Origin of the sequence: Bradyrhizobium sp. CCH5-F6 (assembly GCF_001556045.1) — a bacterium.
In the GTDB taxonomy this organism is placed as follows: Bacteria; Pseudomonadota; Alphaproteobacteria; order Rhizobiales; family Xanthobacteraceae; genus Bradyrhizobium.
On the sequence record NZ_LSIC01000026.1, the window covers coordinates 1 to 15,961 of the forward strand.

A 15,961-nucleotide genomic window follows, 5' to 3' on the forward strand; every position below is an offset into this window, starting at 1 on the left:
CGCCACCTTCTCCCACAAGGGGAGAAGGGAAGGGCAGAGTCTTTCGCCTCCGTCTACCCCCGCCGCACGCTCGCGCCGCCATCCACCGGCAGCGTCACACCTGTAATGAAGTTCGCCTCGTCCGAGGCCAGAAACAGCGCGGCGTTGGCGACGTCCCATCCGGTGCCCATCTTCCTGCGCAGCGGCACCTTGCTGTCGCGTTCGGCTTCGACCTCGGCGCGGGTCTTGTGCCATTCGCGGGCGCGGGTGTCGACGGCCATCGGCGTGTTCATCAGGCCCGGCAGGATGACGTTGGCGCGGATGCCGTATTCGGCGTTCTGGTAGGCGAGCTGTTCGGTGAAGGCGATCATCGCCGACTTCGTCGCCTTGTAGGCGACGTAAGGGTAGGTCGTGATCGCCGCCATCGAGGAGATGTTGATGATGACGCCGCTTTGCTGCATGCGCATGATCGGGATCACCTCTTTCGCCGCCAGGATACAGCTCTTGAGGTTGATGGCGACGACGCGGTCGAACGCCTCCTCGGTCAATTGCAGCAGCTCGGCATCGCCGCCGGCAAGGCTGACGCCGACATTGTTGTGCAGCACGTCGATCCGGCCCCAGCGCGATTGCGCGTCGGCCACCATCGCCTTGATGTCGGCAGCCTTGGTCACGTCGGCCTTGAAGGCCGCGGCGGTGCCAAGTTTCGCGGTGATCATCGCCACCGTTTCCTGCGCCGACTCCAGATGATGGTCGACGCACAAGACCTTCGCGCCTTCGCGGGCGAAGGTGAGCGCGGTGGCGCGGCCGTTGCCCATGCCTTCGCCGGAGCTCTGGCCGGCTCCGACGACGATCGCAACCTTGTCCTTCAAGCGCATCTGGTCTCACTCCCGGCTCGGGACCTGCCCGCCCCGTTATTTTCGTGCAGATTAGCAATCGCCTCGAGCGGAGAGAAGGGCGCCGCTCCTGCGTTCATGTCATTGACATCATGGAATTGCATGCTGCGCCGGGCTCACTGCACCTGGCTCGTGCTGGCGGTTCAGGAACCGTTGTCGAGAGATCGCGTTTGTTGCGGAGCCTGTCCCCGCGCTAAAATGACCGCATCATGCGGATGTAGCGACAGCACAAAAAAGAAGAGCCGCTCGTGGTGACGAGCGGCCCAAGTCTAGGGAGGAAACGCCCGAGCGACGCAATCGGCCGAGGCCGGATTGCTGCCAAGGAAACGCTCGCGCGAAGCGCTTGCGTAGGTTCATAAGTGCAGCAACCCGCCCAGGAGTTCAATTCCGGATCAATACGGTCTCGGACTGCTACTCACGGCTGCGCGAGGGAAATTATTCACTTTGGCCGGCGGCAGTTGTAGGCCTTGCGGAAGCCGGCGGCCTGGGCGTCGTCCTCCGAGCAGAACCAGCGGTCGGGCTGGGTGGTCGCGGGATAGCTCGGGCAGCCGCGCAAATGATAGATGCCGATATTGCCGGTGACGCGGGCGCGCACCGCGAGCTTGCCCTTGATGCTGCAACTCGGCGGCATCGTCAGCTCCTCCGGAAACAGCACGGCGCGGATTTCCTTTTCGCGGTCCGGCCGGCAGGCGGCGCCGAGGAGCACGCCGTCCTTCTTGCCGGCGCGGAAGTCTTGCGGCGCAACAAAGCAGCCCTTCCAGATCCCGGCGGCCGCCGCCTTGGCCTCGCTGGCCGCCGGCTTGACGTTGGCCTTGACCGGCTCGCGCGCGAGGGCAAAGCCGAGCTTGATCAGCTGCTCGTTCAAGCTGGCCTTGTCGCCCTCGGCCGTGCAGATCGCGCGGTGCCGCTTGCCAAAGCTCTTTTCCGGTCCGACATCGTCGCAGCGCACCGTCCGCTTGTTGATCAGCTTCGTCAGCTGGTCGCGAGCCTCGATCCCGCAGGTCCAGGAATCCGCTTGATTGTCGATGCAGACCTGGTCCAGCTCGGGCGCGTCGACGCCGTCGAGCCGGTAGGTGACGTCGCCGACCTGGATGGAGTTGCCGTCACGGGCGGTCGCGGCGCCGGTCAGCGCGGAAGCCGGCCCGGACGCGGCCAGAGATCCGGACAAGGCGAAAAACGAAACGAGCGCAACAGCGCGGGCGGCGGCAAAGAAATTCTGGAAAGACATACGGACTCGCTATCGATGGCTCGTGCGCCTCGTTCCTAGCATCCGGAAGTGGCGATACCAATGGTCTGCGGCCTGCGAATTGCGACATTCCGGCCTCGCCGCTTTACTCGGCCGTCGCTCTGACCGTATCGTTCGCCGGCCTCGCTGACTGCGAAAGGCCGAATCGCCCGGGAAGCGGCGAGGGGGAGGAAAAAGCCTACGATGAAAGACCCCGTGGACGTCCTGATCATCGGCGCCGGCGCTTCCGGCGCGGCGGTGGCGTGGTCGCTGGCCGAGACCAAGATGCACATCCTCTGCCTGGAGCAGGGCGGCTGGATGAACCCGGCGGAATATCCCAGCACCGGCCGGGACTGGGAGGCCAAGTTCTACGGCGAATGGTCGTCGAGCCCCAACGTTCGCGGCCGTCCCGAGGACTACCCGATCAACGACGACAACTCGCCGATCAAGGTCGTCAACTACAACGCGGTCGGCGGCTCGACGGTGATGTACACCGCGCACTGGCCGCGGCTGCACCCTTCCGATTTCAAGGTGAAGACGCTCGACGGTGTCGCCGACGACTGGCCGATCGATTACGACGCGCTGACCCCGTTCTTCGAGGAGAACGATCGGATGATGGGCACGTCAGGCTTGTCGGGCGATCCGTTGTCGCCGCTGACGCATCCGCCGATGCCGCAGCAGCCGCTCGGCTTGTCCGGCGCCATCATCGCCAAGGCCATGAACGAGCTCGGCTGGCACTGGTGGCCGTCGGACACGACGGTCGCGACCATGGACTATGAGGGCCGGGCGCGCTGCATCAATCTCGGCCATTGCACGCCCGCCTGCGCGCAAGGCGCGAAAGCATCCACCGACATCACCTATTGGCCGCATGCGATCCGCGCCGGCGTCGAGCTGCGCACCCATTGCCGCGTGCGCGAGATCACCACCGACGAGAACGGAATGGCTTCGGGCGTCGTCTATTACGACAAGGATGGCGTCGAGCAGTTTCAGCCTGCGCATGTCGTCATTATTGCCTGCAACGGCGTGGGCACGCCGCGCCTGCTTTTGAACTCGGCCTCGGGGCGCTTTCCGAACGGGCTTGCCAATTCGTCCGGCCTCGTCGGCAAGAACCTGATGTTCCATCCCTATGCTCAAATCTACGGATTTGTGAAGGAGCCGACCGACAGCAATCGCGCGCCGCCGACCTGCCTGTGGAGCAAGGAATTTTACGACACTGACCTGTCGCGCGGCTTCGTGCGCGGCTACGGCATCCAGTTCGGCCGTGGCGCGGGGCCGGTGTTCGAGGCGGTCGCGAGCGAGCAAAAGGGCATTCTGCCATGGGGCGCCGACCATCATCGCGTATTCCGTAAGCTCAACGGTCATCGGCTCGCGGTGTCGGCAATCTGCGAGGATCTACCCGAGGAGCACAACCGCGTCACGCTCGATCCCGTGCTGAAGGACAGTCACGGCATCCCCGCGCCGAAGGTCGACTATACGATCAGCGAGAACAGCCGGAAAATGATGGAGCACGGGTTGGCGCGCGGCCGGGAGATTCTCGAGACCGCCGGCGCGACCGACATCTGCATCAACAATCCGATCCCCTGGGGCGGCTGGCATCTGCTCGGCACCGCGCGGATGGGCACCGACCCCGAGCGCTCCGTCGTCAACGAATGGGGCCGCTCGCACGATGTGAAGAACCTCTTCATCGTCGACGGCAGCATCTTCGTCACCTCGGGCGGCGTGAACCCGACGTCGACCATCCAGGCCCTCGCGCTCTACATCGCCGACCAGATGAAGCAGCGCTTGGCTAATTTGTTCGATTGAGAGGGATGATGTTCAAACCCAGCCACGCGCTCGCTGCACCTCTCCCGCTTGCGGGAGAGGTCGGCACGAAGTGCCGGCTGAGGGTTCTCTCCTCTGGGAGAGTCCCTCTGCGGAGACACCCTCTCCCCAACCCTCTCAGCGCGAGCGAAGCTCGTCGCGCCCCGCAAGCGGGGGAGGGAGTGCACTGTCATCGCCGCGCGAGATCTTGAAGAGGACTCTATGACTGATCATGTTTCCCTCACGCCGCGGCAGCGCGACGATCTCCGCACCATCGCCGCGATGATCATCCCCGCGAGCGACGAGTACAAAGTGCCCAGCGCCGATGATCCCGCGATCCAGGCCGATATTCTTGCGACCCTCGGCCGCGACACCAAATTGGTGGCGGCGGCGCTGGATCATCTGGCGCGGCTCGCCGGAGCGCCGCTCGCCGAGCTCGATGCGGCCAGGCGCGATGCGGTGGCGCAGGAGTTTCGCAGGGACGGCGGCGTCGCCGCTGCGACACTCGTCCGTGTCGTGCTGCAATGCTACTACCGCGACGACCGCGTGCTGCGCTCGCTCGGCCTCGAGCTGCGCGCGCCGTTCCCCAAGGGCCATGTGCTTCCGGATGGAGACTGGTCGCTGCTCGATCCGGTCAAGGCAAGAGGCGGCTCGCTGCGGCGCGCGCCCTAGCCATCTGGGCAGTCCAGCCCTGCGCTCCAGGCGGGCACCTTGCGCAGTAGGGAATAGGCCACCATCTGTGTGAGCCTTCAAGGACTCTTGCCATGCTTGACTTCACCTCAGATGTCGCCGATGACGCTGTGTCATCGCGAACGACGGCGTCTGCCCCGGTCGATGACCGGGCTCTGCTGGACGCCTATTCCAATGCCGTGATCGACGTGACCGACCGTGTCGGTCCGGCGGTCGTGCGGGTCGAGACCGGACCGAAAGTGCCTGATAGACGCGAGCGGGGCGGGCTCGGCTCCGGCATCGTAATCTCGCCGGACGGACTCGTCCTCACCAACAGCCATGTGGTCGGCTCCTCCAGGGAGATCCGGCTGCGCGACGTCGAAGGCAACGTCGGCGACGCGCAGGTGCTCGGCGTCGATCCCGACACCGACCTTGCCTTGCTGCGTGCCAATGGCGTGCGCCATCTGCCTTATGCCGCGCTCGGCAACTCCAAGAGCCTGAAGCGCGGCCAGCTCGTGATTGCGATCGGCAATCCGCTCGGCTTCGAGTCCACCGTGACCGCAGGCGTGGTCTCGGCGCTCGGGCGTTCGATCCGCTCGGTGAGCGGGCGCACCATCGAGGACGTGATCCAGACCGACGCCGCGCTCAATCCCGGCAATTCCGGCGGACCGCTGGTGTCGTCGAATGCCGAGGTAATCGGCATCAACACGGCCATCATCAGCGGCGCGCAGGGCATCTGCTTTGCGGTCGCCAGCAACACCGCGCAGTTCGTGCTGTCGGAGATCATCCGCCACGGCTATGTCCGCCGCGCCTATATCGGCGTTGCCGGACAGACCGCACCGGTCCCGCGCCGGCACGCGGTGCTGGCCGGCGTCGAGAACAAGATGGGCGCGCTTCTCATGCAGATCGAGCCCGATGGACCTGCGGCCAAGGCAGGCCTGCTGCCCGGCGACGTCGTGATCAGGCTCGACGGCGTCGAGATCAACGGCGTCGACGATCTGATCCGCGTGCTCGACCGCGACCGCATCGGCCGGCGGCTCGCCATGGACGTGCTGCGGCTCGGCCGCCTGCGGGCGATCGATATCGATCCGGTCGAGCGCAGGCCGACGCGCTAGTCGCGGAGCAGTGGCGAGCACGTCTCCACAATCTCGTCATTGCGAGCGTAGGCGAAGCAATCCAGAATCGTTCCGCGGCGACAGTCTGGATTGCTTCGTCGCAAGGGCTCCTCGCAATGACGCGTGGAGAGAACGTTCTCCCGACCGTTACTCCGCAGCGGCCGCAAAGCGGCTGTTCTCGAGCTCCGCCTCCAGCCGCGCCGTCTCGGCCGCGGCCAGCTTGATGTTGGCTTCCTTGACGTGGCCGAATCCGCGGATCGTCTCCGGAACGCGGGCAAGCCGCGCCAGCAGCGGGATCTGCTCCGCCTTCAGGCCCGCGATCCGCTGATCGATCATGCCGAGATAATCCGCGATCAGCTTCCGCTCGGTCCGGCGCTCCTCGGTGCGGCCGAACGGATCGAAGGCGCTGCCGCGCAGGAACTTGAGCTTGGCGAGAACCCGGAAGGCGTGGACCATCCAACCGCCGAATTCCTGTTTCTGAAGCCGGCCCGTCGTCTTGTCGCGTTTCGCGAAGATCGGCGGGGCGAGGTGGTACTTCAGCGTGAACTCGCCGTCGAACTTCTCCGACACCTTCTTCGCGAAGCTGCCATCGGTATAGAGCCGCGCGACCTCGTACTCGTCCTTGTAGGCCATCAGCTTGAACAGATTCTTCGCGACGGCCTCGGTCAGCTCCGTCGATGCGGGCGAAACGGCGCTCTCCGCCTTCCGCACCTTGGCGATGGCCGCGAGGTAGCGGTCGGCATAGGCCTTGTCCTGATAGAAGGTCAGGAATTCGGCGCGTGTCGCGATGATATCGTCGAGCGATTTTGCCGGCGCGGATGCGCGGCTCTTGAACTGGAGCACGCTGCGCACCCGCGACATGTCGTGGGCGGCGAGGCGACCCCAGCTGAAGGCGAGCTTGTTCATCTCGATCGCGGCGCCGTTGATCTCGATGGCGCGCAGCAGGGCCTCCAGCGACAGCGGGATCGCGCCCTTCTGGAACGCGAAGCCGAGCATGAAGGGGTTGGTGGCGATGCTGTCACCCATCAGCGCGGCGGCGATGCCCGTGGCGTCGATGATGTCGAGGTTCTTGTCGCCGATCGCGTCGCGCAGCACGGTCTGCATGGTTCCCATCTCGAAATCGAGATCGGGGTTTTGCACGAAACTGGCGGTCGGCTGCAAATCGGCGTTGATGTAGGCCTTCGTGACACCGCGCTCGGCGCGGCTGAGCGCGGTGGGACCGGCCGAGACGATCATGTCGCAGCCGAGGATGACATCGGCACCGCCCGTGGTGATGCGGACCGCGGAAATGTCCTCCGGCTTCGGCGCGATGCGGACATGGCTCATCACCGCGCCGTTCTTCTGCGAGAGGCCGGTGAAATCCAGTGCCGAGCAGCCACGGCCGTCGACATGAGCGGCCATGCCGAGCAGGGCGCCGATGGTGATGACGCCGGTGCCGCCGATGCCGGTGACGAGGATGTTGTAGGGGCCGTCGAGCTCACGCGACGGCGGCAGCGGCAGATCGGCGAACAATTGCCCGGAATCGACCGCCGAAGTCTTCATCCGCTTGAGCGTGCCACCGTGCACCGTGACGAAACTCGGGCAGAAGCCCTCGACGCAGGAAAAGTCCTTGTTGCAGTTCGACTGGTCGATCTGGCGCTTGCGGCCGAACTCGGTCTCCAGCGGCTGCACCGAGACGCAGTTCGAGGCCTGCGAGCAGTCGCCGCAGCCTTCGCAGACGAGCTCGTTGATGAAGGCGCGCTTGGCCGGATCGGGATAGAGCCCACGCTTGCGGCGGCGGCGCTTTTCCGCGGCGCAAGTCTGGTCGTAGATGATGACGGTGAGGCCCTTGATGTCGCGCAGCTCGCGCTGCACGGCATCGAGCTCGCGGCGGTGATGGATGGTCGCGCCTTGCGGGAAGTAGTTGCCTTGCGGGTACTTGCCCGGATCGTCCGAGACGATCGCGAGCCGCTTGACACCCTCCGCCCAGACCTGATGCGCGATCTGCGCGACGTTGAACGCGCCTTCGGCCGGCTGCCCGCCGGTCATGGCGACGGCGTCGTTGTAGAGGATCTTGTAGGTGATGTTGATGCCGGCGGCGGAGGCAGCGCGGAGCGCGAGCAGACCGGAATGCGTGTAGGTACCGTCGCCGAGATTCTGGAAGATATGCGTCTCGCTGGTGAAGGGCGACTGGCCGATCCAGTTCACGCCTTCGGCGCCCATATGCGAGATCAGGTCGGTACGGCGGGTCGGCATGCTCAGGGCCATGCCGTGGCAGCCGATGCCGGCCATGGCGCGGCTTCCCTCCGGCACGCGCGTAGAGGTGTTGTGCGGGCAACCTGAGCAGAAGAACGGTGTGCGCGCGAGCTTGATCTGCGTGCTGGTGGTGACGGGATTGTCGAACGCCTCGAGCCGCGCGAGGCGCTGCTCCAGCACCGGGCTGCGATGACCGAGCTTGCGCAGTCGCGCCACCAGTGCACCCGCCACGATGGTCGGCGTCAGCTCGCCCTCGCTCGGCAAGAGCGGCGCTCCAGTCTCGTCGCGCTTGCCGGTGACCGTCGGGCGCCTGGACGCGTCGATATTGTAGAGGATGCGCATGAGCTGGTCTTCGATGAAGCCGCGCTTCTCCTCGACCACCAGCACGTCCTGAAGACCTTCGGCGAAACGTTTCGCGCCGCTTTCCTCCAGCGGCCAGGTCAGCGCGACCTTGTAGATGCGCAGGCCCAGATCCTGCGCGTCCTTGTCGGTAATGCCGAGATCGGCGAGTGCCTGGCGGAGGTCGAGATAGGCCTTGCCGGTTGCGACGATGCCGAGCCGCGCCGGCCTGGAATCGAGCACGATGCGGTCGAGCTGGTTGGCGCGGGCGAAGGCCTGCACCGCGGCCATCTTCGGCCCGAACAGGCGCTTCTCGGCTTCGAGCGGCGGATCGGGCCAGCGAATGTTGAGGCCGCCGGGCGGCATCTCGAAATCGTCGGGCAGTCTGATCTGGATGCGCTCGGGATCGCTGTAGATGGAGGCCGAGCTCTCGACGGTCTCGCTGATCGCCTTGAAGCCGACCCAGCAGCCGGAGAAGCGCGACAGCGCGAAGCCGTAGAGGCCTAGGTCGAGGTAATCTTGCAGCGTCGCCGGATTGATCACGGGGATCAGCGCCGCCGCGAATGCCTGCTCGCTCTGATGCGCCAGCGTCGAGGACTGGCAGCCGTGGTCGTCGCCGGCAAGCGCAAGTACGCCGCCATTGAGCGAGGTGCCCGCTGCGTTGGCGTGCTTGAGCGCGTCGACCGAGCGGTCGACGCCGGGGCCCTTGCCGTACCAGATGCCGAACACGCCATCGACCTTGGCGCCGGGAAACAGGCCGACTTGCTGGCTGCCCCACACGGCGGTTGCCGCGAGGTCCTCGTTCAGGCCGGGGACGAAGGCGATGTCGTGCTGCTGGAGGTGCGACTTCGCCCGCCACAACGCGTGGTCGTACATGCCGAGCGGGGAACCGCGATAGCCCGAGATGAAACCGCCGGTGTTGAGCCCCTGGAGCCGGTCGCGTTCGCGCTGCAGCATGGGCAGGCGGACCAGAGCCTGGGTGCCGGACAGGAAGATCCGCTTCGATTCGAGCCGGTATTTATCGTCCAGCTCGACCTGCATCAGCGTCATTTCGGATATCCTTGTGTCTCGGTCAGGCGTGAGGTTTGCGCTGCGGGAGGGAGTGCGGCGGCGCGACGCGGATTGCGACAGTCAAGAGGATGCGCCGGCGAAGTCAATATCGCTGGCCGCATCCGTGGCGCTCCTGCTAGTCATGGCTGCCTGTGGAGAGCACCATGACAGCAAACGCATTCGACACCGATATCACGGAAACGGCCGAGGCGCTGATCGGGCCGTGGCGGCAGCCGCGCCAGATGCTGCAAGCGCAAACCTACGACGCGCACGCCTCCATCCATGACGATGCCACCGCCCAGAAGCTCGGCTTCAAGGGCGGCACCATCGAAGGGCCGACACATTTCAGCCAGTTCGCGCCGCTCGGCGAACGGCTATGGGGACGTGCCTGGTTCGAGACGGGCTGTCTTTCCGCGCACTATCGCAGCGTCTGCTACGAGGGCGAGGAGGTGCAGGCAATCTTGTCGAAGCCACTGCCCGGCACGAGCCAGTGCCAGATTCAGATGGTCAAGCGCGACGGCACCGAAGTGCTGCGCGGTACGGCCTCGGCCGGCGACGCGCCGGTTGCGACCGCACTCGAGACGCGCCTCGGCGAGCTCAAGCCGCTTACAGATCCCGTGATCCTGCGCGATGTGAAGGTGGCGCAGACCGGCAAGCGCCAGGCAGTGCGCATGGCATTCGATCAGAACATGGGCGACCTCTACCCGTTCTCGCTCAGACAGAAGCTCGCCGTCGTCACCGAGAACTCGTCCTACTATTCGAGCGCGGATAATCCGTGGGGCAGGCCCATCATCCCGATGGAGATGCTGAGCGTGCTGTTCCAGTATCGCTCCAAGGACGACCCGCTGCCGACCAAGGGCCCGGCCGTCGGCCTGTTCGCCGACCAGGAGATCCGGCTGATCAAGGGGCCGCTGTTCGTCGACGAAGAGTACGAAGTCGAGCGCGAGGTGGTCGCGTTGTCCGGCAGCCGTCGCACCGAAAGCGCCTGGGTGAAGACGCGCGTGTTCGACAAGACGGGCGCGATGGTCGCGACCATGCTGCTGAACATGGCGACGCTGAAGGATTCATATGCGCCGTACGAGGAAGAGCATCGGCGGCTGTATGGAGCGGGGCGGTAGGCGCCACTTCTGTCATTCCGGGGCGCGCATGGCGCGAGCCCGGAATCCATTTCACCTCGCGTGCTGCCGCCCCATGGATTCCGGGCTCGACGCTTCGCGCCGCCCCGGAACGACCGAGAAGAGAGCGTCACGGCCAGCTCATGCTTTAAGCAATTGCACGTCCCGAAACCGTCGCACAGGGAATAAGCAGCCGCCGCCGCTGATCGTAACCTTCTGACTACACAACGAATTTCCTCGCAACCGGCGCTTCCCCGCAATTGTACACAATGGCACGGCGCTTGCAGAACTCCAGGTCAAGAGAGTTCTCGCGGGGCCTGCGTCATGTTGAACTCAGCCAAGCCGATAAAGGGTGTCGTCGGCGCCGAGCCGGAGCCGGTCACGCTCGACTGGTCCGCCACCGCGCTTCTCATCATCGACATGCAGCGCGACTTCATGGAGCCCGGCGGCTTCGGCGAAACGCTCGGCAACGACGTCAGCCAGCTCGCGCGTGCGGTGAAGCCGATCGGCGCGGTGCTGGCGGCGGCGCGCGAGAGCGGCATGCTGGTCATCCACACCCGCGAGGGACATCTGCCCGATCTCTCCGACGCGCCGCCGGCGAAGGTCGAACGCGGTGCGCCGAGCCTTCGCATCGGCGATCCCGGTCCGATGGGGCGCATTCTCATCCGCGGTGAGGCTGGCCACGACATCATTGCCGAGCTCTATCCGCTCGACAGCGAAATCGTGATCGACAAGCCCGGCAAGGGCGCCTTCTACGCCACCGAGCTCGGCGACGTGCTGGAGAAATACGGCATCGAGAATCTTCTGGTGTGCGGGGTGACCACGGAGGTGTGCGTCAACACCACGGTGCGCGAGGCCAATGACCGCGGCTATCGCTGCGTCGTCATCTCCGACGGCTGCGCGTCCTACTTTCCCGAGTTTCACGAGATGGGCCTGAAGATGATCAAGGCCCAGGGCGGCATCTTCGGCTGGGTCACCGACTCCGCCGCAGTCCTGGAGGCGATGAGGATTTCGACCACATAGGGGTATGACCATGAGCACATTGACGGGGACGGCCGGCAAATCTGAAATCGACAAGTCCGGGTTCAAGCCGGCACTATGGACATCGGGCGACTGGAACGCGCTGTTCGGCTTCGGCACCAACATCCTCGTCAACATGCTGGTGCTCACGGGCCTCTTGCGCTTCGTGCTGAAGATGCCTGATAGCCTCGTGTTCGGCCGCATCCTGCCCGCCCTTGGGCTGATGATGTGCCTGTCCACTTTCTACTATGCGTACCTCGCGTACCGCCTGGCGCAGAAGACCGGCCGCAACGACGTCTGCGCGCTGCCCTCCGGCGTCAGCGTGCCGCACATGTTCATCGTCACCTTCGTGATCATGCTGCCGATCACGATCAAGACCGGCGACCCGCTCAAGGGCTGGTCGGCGGGCCTCGTCTGGGTGTTCTTCCAGAGTTTCATTCTCATGATCGGCGGCTTCATTGCGCCGTTCATCCGCAGGATCACGCCGCGCGCGGCGCTGCTCGGCACGCTCGCCGGCGTCTCCGTCACCTTCATCTCGATGCGGCCGGCGCTCGAAATGTACATGACGCCGCAGATTGGTCTGGTCTGCTTCGCCATCATCCTGGTGAGCTGGTTCGGCGGTGTGAAGTATTGGCGCGGCATTCCCGCCGGTCTCGTCGCCATTGCCGTCGGCATGATCATCGCCTGGGGCTCGAACCTGTTCGGGCTCGGCCTCGGCGGCCTGAGCATCGCGGGCGTCGGTGCTGCCTTCGCCAATTTCGGCTTCTCGGTGCCGATCCCGGCAATAGGCTACGTCTTCTCCGGATTCGAATTCCTCGGCATCATCCTCGTCACCGCCATTCCGTTCGGCATCTACGACCTCGTCGAAGCCATGGACAATGTCGAGAGCGCGGAGGCTGCCGGCGACGAATATCCGACCACGCGCGTGCTCACCGCTGACGGCGTCGTCAGCCTGATCGGATGCCTGATGGGCAATCCATTCATCAACGCCGTCTATATCGGCCACCCCGGCTGGAAGGCGATGGGCGGCCGGATCGGTTACTCGGCGGCGACCGGCATCATGGTGGTGCTGCTGTCCTGGTTCGGCATCATCTCGGTGCTGCTGGCGCTCGTGCCCGTCGTCGCGATCTCGCCGATCCTGCTCTACATCGGCATGCTGATCGGTGCGCAGGCGTTCCAGACCACGCCGGTCAAGCACGCGCCCGCGATCGTGCTGGCGCTGACCCCGCATCTGGCCGCCTGGGCCAAGCTCCAGATCGACACGATGCTCGGCTCGACCATGAACGCGGCGACAACCATCGGCGGCTTGGCGGCCGACAAAGCCGACGCAGTCAAGGCCGCCGCGATCGCCGCGCTGCCGCAGCAGGGCGTATTCTATCACGGCCTGGAGGTGATGGGCGGCGGCTCCATCCTCGGCGGGCTCATTCTCGGCGCGATCGGCGTCTTCGTCATCGAGCGGGATTTCGAGAAGGCGTCCGCCTTTGCGCTGGTCGGGGCGGTGCTGACTTATTTCGGCTTCATGCATGGCGAGGCCGTGGGCATCGGCGGCGGCTTCGGCGTGACGCCCGCCGTGGCGCTCGCTTATGCGGTGATGGCGGCCGGGCTGTTTGCCGTCAGCCGGCGCAGCACCGAGCATTACATGCCGCATGCCGGGATCTCGGCGGCTCCGGCGGAGTGACTTGCCGGTGGCCGTGTGGCGCATTGCGGCCCGGCCACATCGATGCCCTGATCTCAGTCGAGCGTCCTGATCCACTCGCGAAACAATTCCGGATCCGGGCGCTCGCTCATGTCCCTCATGTCCCGCAGCCGATCCTCGCCCTTGCGGGCGGTGCGCGGTGAGTAGCCGAACCGGTCCTTGAAGCTGCGGCTGAAATGCGCCTGGCTGGTGAAGCCGAACGCGGCCGCGATCTCGGCATTCCAGCGATCCTCCTCGCTGTTCTCGAACAGCACGTGAATCGCTTCCAGACGTCGCGCACGAATATAGTCCGCAATACCCGAGAGCGGCGCGAACACGCGATAGAGCGCCGAGCGGGACACGCCGACGGCGCGGCAGATCGTGGCGACGGACAGATCCGGCCGTTGCAGGTTCTGGTCGATGAAGCGGCTCGCGCGATGAAGAATCTCGATATCGCGCCGGGCCAGGTCCTGCGCGCGCGATCGCTCCGCCGTGGCGAAGCAGCCGCGCAGCAGGCCGAGGGTCGCTTGCACCGCTTCGGGTACTTCGACTTCCTCCATCGATGGAAGCCGTCGCCGCAACCAGCTCATATGGTCGGCCAGAACGCGCCCGGTCGCGCCGTCGAGCACGAGGCCGTGCAGGTCGAGACCCGCGGGCGCGGCACAGGTGACGGCATCGCGCAGGACATCGAGGCTGATCGTATCGGTCGCGGTCGCGGTGCCGTCGAAGGAGCGCGTCAGGTCGAGGACGAGCACCTGGCCCGGGCCCGCCGAGATCGGCGCGCCGTCGACCTCGCCGCTCCAGGCGCCCTGCCTGAGCAGGAGCAGTGCAAACGAGTTGCGTGCGTCGGCGCTCGCCATCGCGGCGGTTCGCGTGAAGCGCACCGGGCCCATCCGAGTGGCCGAGGCAACCAGCCCGCCGAGCAGCCAGGCCTCGGCCCGGACGTTGAAGGCGTCCAACGTCGTATCCTCGGGAAGTGTCACGTCGTAGTGCGGCAGAATGGCGCAATAGCGCGCGAAGCGTTCGGTCGGCGAAAGCTCAGCGCCGTCGAACAGGAGGTGTGGAATTTTTGTCACGCCGGAGGGCCTCTTTCACCTGAGGTCTGCACTTTGGGACGAACAGGCAAGTTTCTCGCCGGTCGATCCGCAGTCATCTGCAACGGATACCCGTATCATTGCGGGCAGGCCAGACGGGTGTCGTTGCCGGCCCACCACAATTGGGACTGACGTTAGGTTGAGCGATGAATGAGCGAGGCGCATTGAGGCCGGAAGGGAGACTCGAAGAACGCGACGCAGCCATAAGAGGCGCGCGACGGAGGTGGTCGACCATTGGCAGTTTCGTTGCGTTGACGCTCGCGCTTGGGGGGGCGTTCGCGCAAGCACAAACCTACACGGTGCTTCCGGCAGTTGCGTGCGTCAATGCCAGCAACAGCACCGAAGGTGCAGTCGCCCTTCCCAATCAATCGAGCGTTGCGTGTGGCGCCAGTGCAAACGCCAATACGAACGCCTCCGCCTTCGGCGCGTTGAGTGTTGCCGGATCGGCGGGCTCGGCTTTCGGAAGCCAAAGCTCGGCCGGGGGCGGGCTCAGCACGGCGGCTGGCTTCGCCAGCAATGCAAGTGGCTCCTGGAGTACGGCCGTTGGCGCATCGAGCCGGTCTCCTGGGGCCAACTCTTCGGCTTTCGGATATCAGAGCGCCGCGCTGGGGTTCTCTAGCGTAGCAGTCGGCTATCAGGCCGAGTCTGGCGGCGGATACAGCACAGCGATAGGTACCGCCAGTTTGGCAAATGCGGACTACGGCGTGGCAGTTGGATACAGCGTAAACGTCTATGCGACGGGAACGAATAGCACCGCTGTCGGCTCCAATATCGCTGTGGACGGCTCGAACAGCACGGCCATCGGAGCCGGCAATTCCGTCACCGGCAGCAACAGCGGCGCGTTCGGCACCGGACAGACGGTCCGCGGCAACGGCAGCTTTGCGATCGGCGATCCCAACACCCTCAACGGCAACGGCAGCTTCGTGCTGGGCGACAACAACACGATCAACGGCGCCAACGTGGCTGGCCGCGGCGACAACATCAACGTAGTCGGCTCCAACAATATCGTCGCGGGGACCGCGAGTGCGGCAGGTTCCTCGGTGCTCGGGTCCGGCAACACCGTGAACGCGAGTAATGCGCTGGTGGTGGCCAATACCGCAACAGTCACCGGCGCCGGCGGAATTGCGATCGGCAATACCGTGTCGGTGGCGGGGGCGAATGGCATTGCGATAGGCAACAACAGCAGCGCGGGCTTCAGCAGTTCAGCTGCGTTCGGCAGCGGCGCGACGGCAACGCGTGCCGATCAGCAGGTGTTCGGTACCGCGAGCAACACCTACACCATGTCCGGCATCACCTCTGCCGCGAGCAAGGCGGCCCAGAGCGGGGCGACGCAGATCGTGACCTCCGACGGGGCCGGCAATCTCGCCACCACGACGCTCGCGGGTCTCGGGCTCGCGTCGAGCGGCGATCTCGCCGCCATCAACGGCCGCCTTGCCGGGCTGAGCAGCCGCCTCGACGATCTCAGCGCGCGCACCGGGAAGGCGACGAGTGGCGTCGCCATGGCGTTCGCGATGGCGGGGGTGCCGACGCTACTGCCGCACGAGAAGGTCGCCGTGACGATGAACTACGGGACCTTCGAGCGCGCCAATGGCCTCGCGTTCAACGCCGCCATACGTGTCAACCATGCCGTCCAGCTCAATGGCGGCATCGCATACGGCCCCGACGAGAAGATCGCGGGCGGACGCGTCGGCCTCCGCGTCGGCTGGTGATCGGCCATCGACTGCGCCTCAGCCGCCCTTGACCAATCTGTCG

The 15,961-nt window shown here is 65.5% G+C and carries 11 protein-coding genes; 7 read left to right on the forward strand and 4 right to left on the reverse strand.

The window, feature by feature from the left end; translation table 11 throughout:
* Positions 1 to 53: 53 nt before the first annotated feature.
* On the reverse strand, positions 54 to 854 hold the full coding sequence (locus tag AX729_RS05170; RefSeq protein ID WP_061020834.1) for an SDR family NAD(P)-dependent oxidoreductase: 801 nt from the start codon (positions 852 to 854) through the stop codon (positions 54 to 56).
* Positions 855 to 1,311: 457 nt separating this feature from the next.
* Positions 1,312 to 2,100, reverse strand: coding sequence for a thermonuclease family protein (locus AX729_RS05175; protein ID WP_061020835.1), 789 nt, complete (start codon positions 2,098 to 2,100; stop codon positions 1,312 to 1,314).
* 201 nt (positions 2,101 to 2,301) lie between these two features.
* Between AX729_RS05175 and AX729_RS05180 the strand changes: the two genes are divergently transcribed.
* The 3 genes from AX729_RS05180 (at position 2,302) to AX729_RS05190 (ending at position 5,681) form a co-directional block, all read left to right on the forward strand.
* A complete protein-coding gene (locus AX729_RS05180) occupies positions 2,302 to 3,900 on the forward strand; it encodes a GMC family oxidoreductase (protein ID WP_061020836.1) in 1,599 nt (532 codons plus the stop codon).
* A gap of 219 nt (positions 3,901 to 4,119) precedes the next feature.
* Positions 4,120 to 4,569, forward strand: a complete 450-nt coding sequence (locus AX729_RS05185) for a hypothetical protein (protein WP_061020837.1) — start codon at positions 4,120 to 4,122, stop codon at positions 4,567 to 4,569.
* A gap of 92 nt (positions 4,570 to 4,661) precedes the next feature.
* On the forward strand, positions 4,662 to 5,681 hold the full coding sequence (locus tag AX729_RS05190) for a S1C family serine protease (protein ID WP_061020838.1): 1,020 nt from the start codon (positions 4,662 to 4,664) through the stop codon (positions 5,679 to 5,681).
* Positions 5,682 to 5,828: 147 nt separating this feature from the next.
* Here the strand turns inward: AX729_RS05190 and AX729_RS05195 are convergent, their stop codons facing one another.
* On the reverse strand, positions 5,829 to 9,305 hold the full coding sequence (locus AX729_RS05195) for an indolepyruvate ferredoxin oxidoreductase family protein (protein ID WP_061020839.1): 3,477 nt from the start codon (positions 9,303 to 9,305) through the stop codon (positions 5,829 to 5,831).
* Between the two features lie 164 nt (positions 9,306 to 9,469).
* On the opposite strand from AX729_RS05195, the gene AX729_RS05200 reads away from it, so the two are divergent.
* The 3 genes from AX729_RS05200 (at position 9,470) to AX729_RS05210 (ending at position 13,118) form a co-directional block, all read left to right on the forward strand.
* Complete coding sequence (locus AX729_RS05200; protein WP_061020854.1) at positions 9,470 to 10,423, forward strand: hypothetical protein; 954 nt, start codon at positions 9,470 to 9,472, stop codon at positions 10,421 to 10,423.
* Between the two features lie 321 nt (positions 10,424 to 10,744).
* Complete coding sequence (locus AX729_RS05205; protein ID WP_061020840.1) at positions 10,745 to 11,443, forward strand: cysteine hydrolase family protein; 699 nt, start codon at positions 10,745 to 10,747, stop codon at positions 11,441 to 11,443.
* Positions 11,444 to 11,453: 10 nt separating this feature from the next.
* The gene (locus AX729_RS05210) at positions 11,454 to 13,118 is read left to right on the forward strand and encodes a regulator (RefSeq protein ID WP_156456733.1); all 1,665 of its coding nucleotides are present in this window, start codon (positions 11,454 to 11,456) and stop codon (positions 13,116 to 13,118) included.
* A gap of 53 nt (positions 13,119 to 13,171) precedes the next feature.
* On the opposite strand, the gene AX729_RS05215 is transcribed toward AX729_RS05210, so the two are convergent.
* Positions 13,172 to 14,191, reverse strand: a complete 1,020-nt coding sequence (locus AX729_RS05215; RefSeq protein WP_061020842.1) for a helix-turn-helix domain-containing protein — start codon at positions 14,189 to 14,191, stop codon at positions 13,172 to 13,174.
* 269 nt (positions 14,192 to 14,460) lie between these two features.
* On the opposite strand from AX729_RS05215, the gene AX729_RS05220 reads away from it, so the two are divergent.
* The gene (locus tag AX729_RS05220) at positions 14,461 to 15,918 is read left to right on the forward strand and encodes a hypothetical protein (RefSeq protein WP_245325065.1); all 1,458 of its coding nucleotides are present in this window, start codon (positions 14,461 to 14,463) and stop codon (positions 15,916 to 15,918) included.
* The last annotated feature ends 43 nt before the right edge of the window (positions 15,919 to 15,961 follow it).

What these genes read in the sequence shown, in the direction of transcription:
- AX729_RS05170 (WP_061020834.1), bottom strand. Translation starts at nt 854, where the DNA reads ATGCGCTTGAAGGACAAGGTTGCGATCGTCGTCGGAGCCGGCCAGAGC.
- AX729_RS05175 (WP_061020835.1), bottom strand. Translation starts at nt 2,100, where the DNA reads ATGTCTTTCCAGAATTTCTTTGCCGCCGCCCGCGCTGTTGCGCTCGTT.
- AX729_RS05180 (WP_061020836.1), top strand. Translation starts at nt 2,302, where the DNA reads ATGAAAGACCCCGTGGACGTCCTGATCATCGGCGCCGGCGCTTCCGGC.
- AX729_RS05185 (WP_061020837.1), top strand. Translation starts at nt 4,120, where the DNA reads ATGACTGATCATGTTTCCCTCACGCCGCGGCAGCGCGACGATCTCCGC.
- AX729_RS05190 (WP_061020838.1), top strand. Translation starts at nt 4,662, where the DNA reads ATGCTTGACTTCACCTCAGATGTCGCCGATGACGCTGTGTCATCGCGA.
- AX729_RS05195 (WP_061020839.1), bottom strand. Translation starts at nt 9,305, where the DNA reads ATGACGCTGATGCAGGTCGAGCTGGACGATAAATACCGGCTCGAATCG.
- AX729_RS05200 (WP_061020854.1), top strand. Translation starts at nt 9,470, where the DNA reads ATGACAGCAAACGCATTCGACACCGATATCACGGAAACGGCCGAGGCG.
- AX729_RS05205 (WP_061020840.1), top strand. Translation starts at nt 10,745, where the DNA reads ATGTTGAACTCAGCCAAGCCGATAAAGGGTGTCGTCGGCGCCGAGCCG.
- AX729_RS05210 (WP_156456733.1), top strand. Translation starts at nt 11,454, where the DNA reads ATGAGCACATTGACGGGGACGGCCGGCAAATCTGAAATCGACAAGTCC.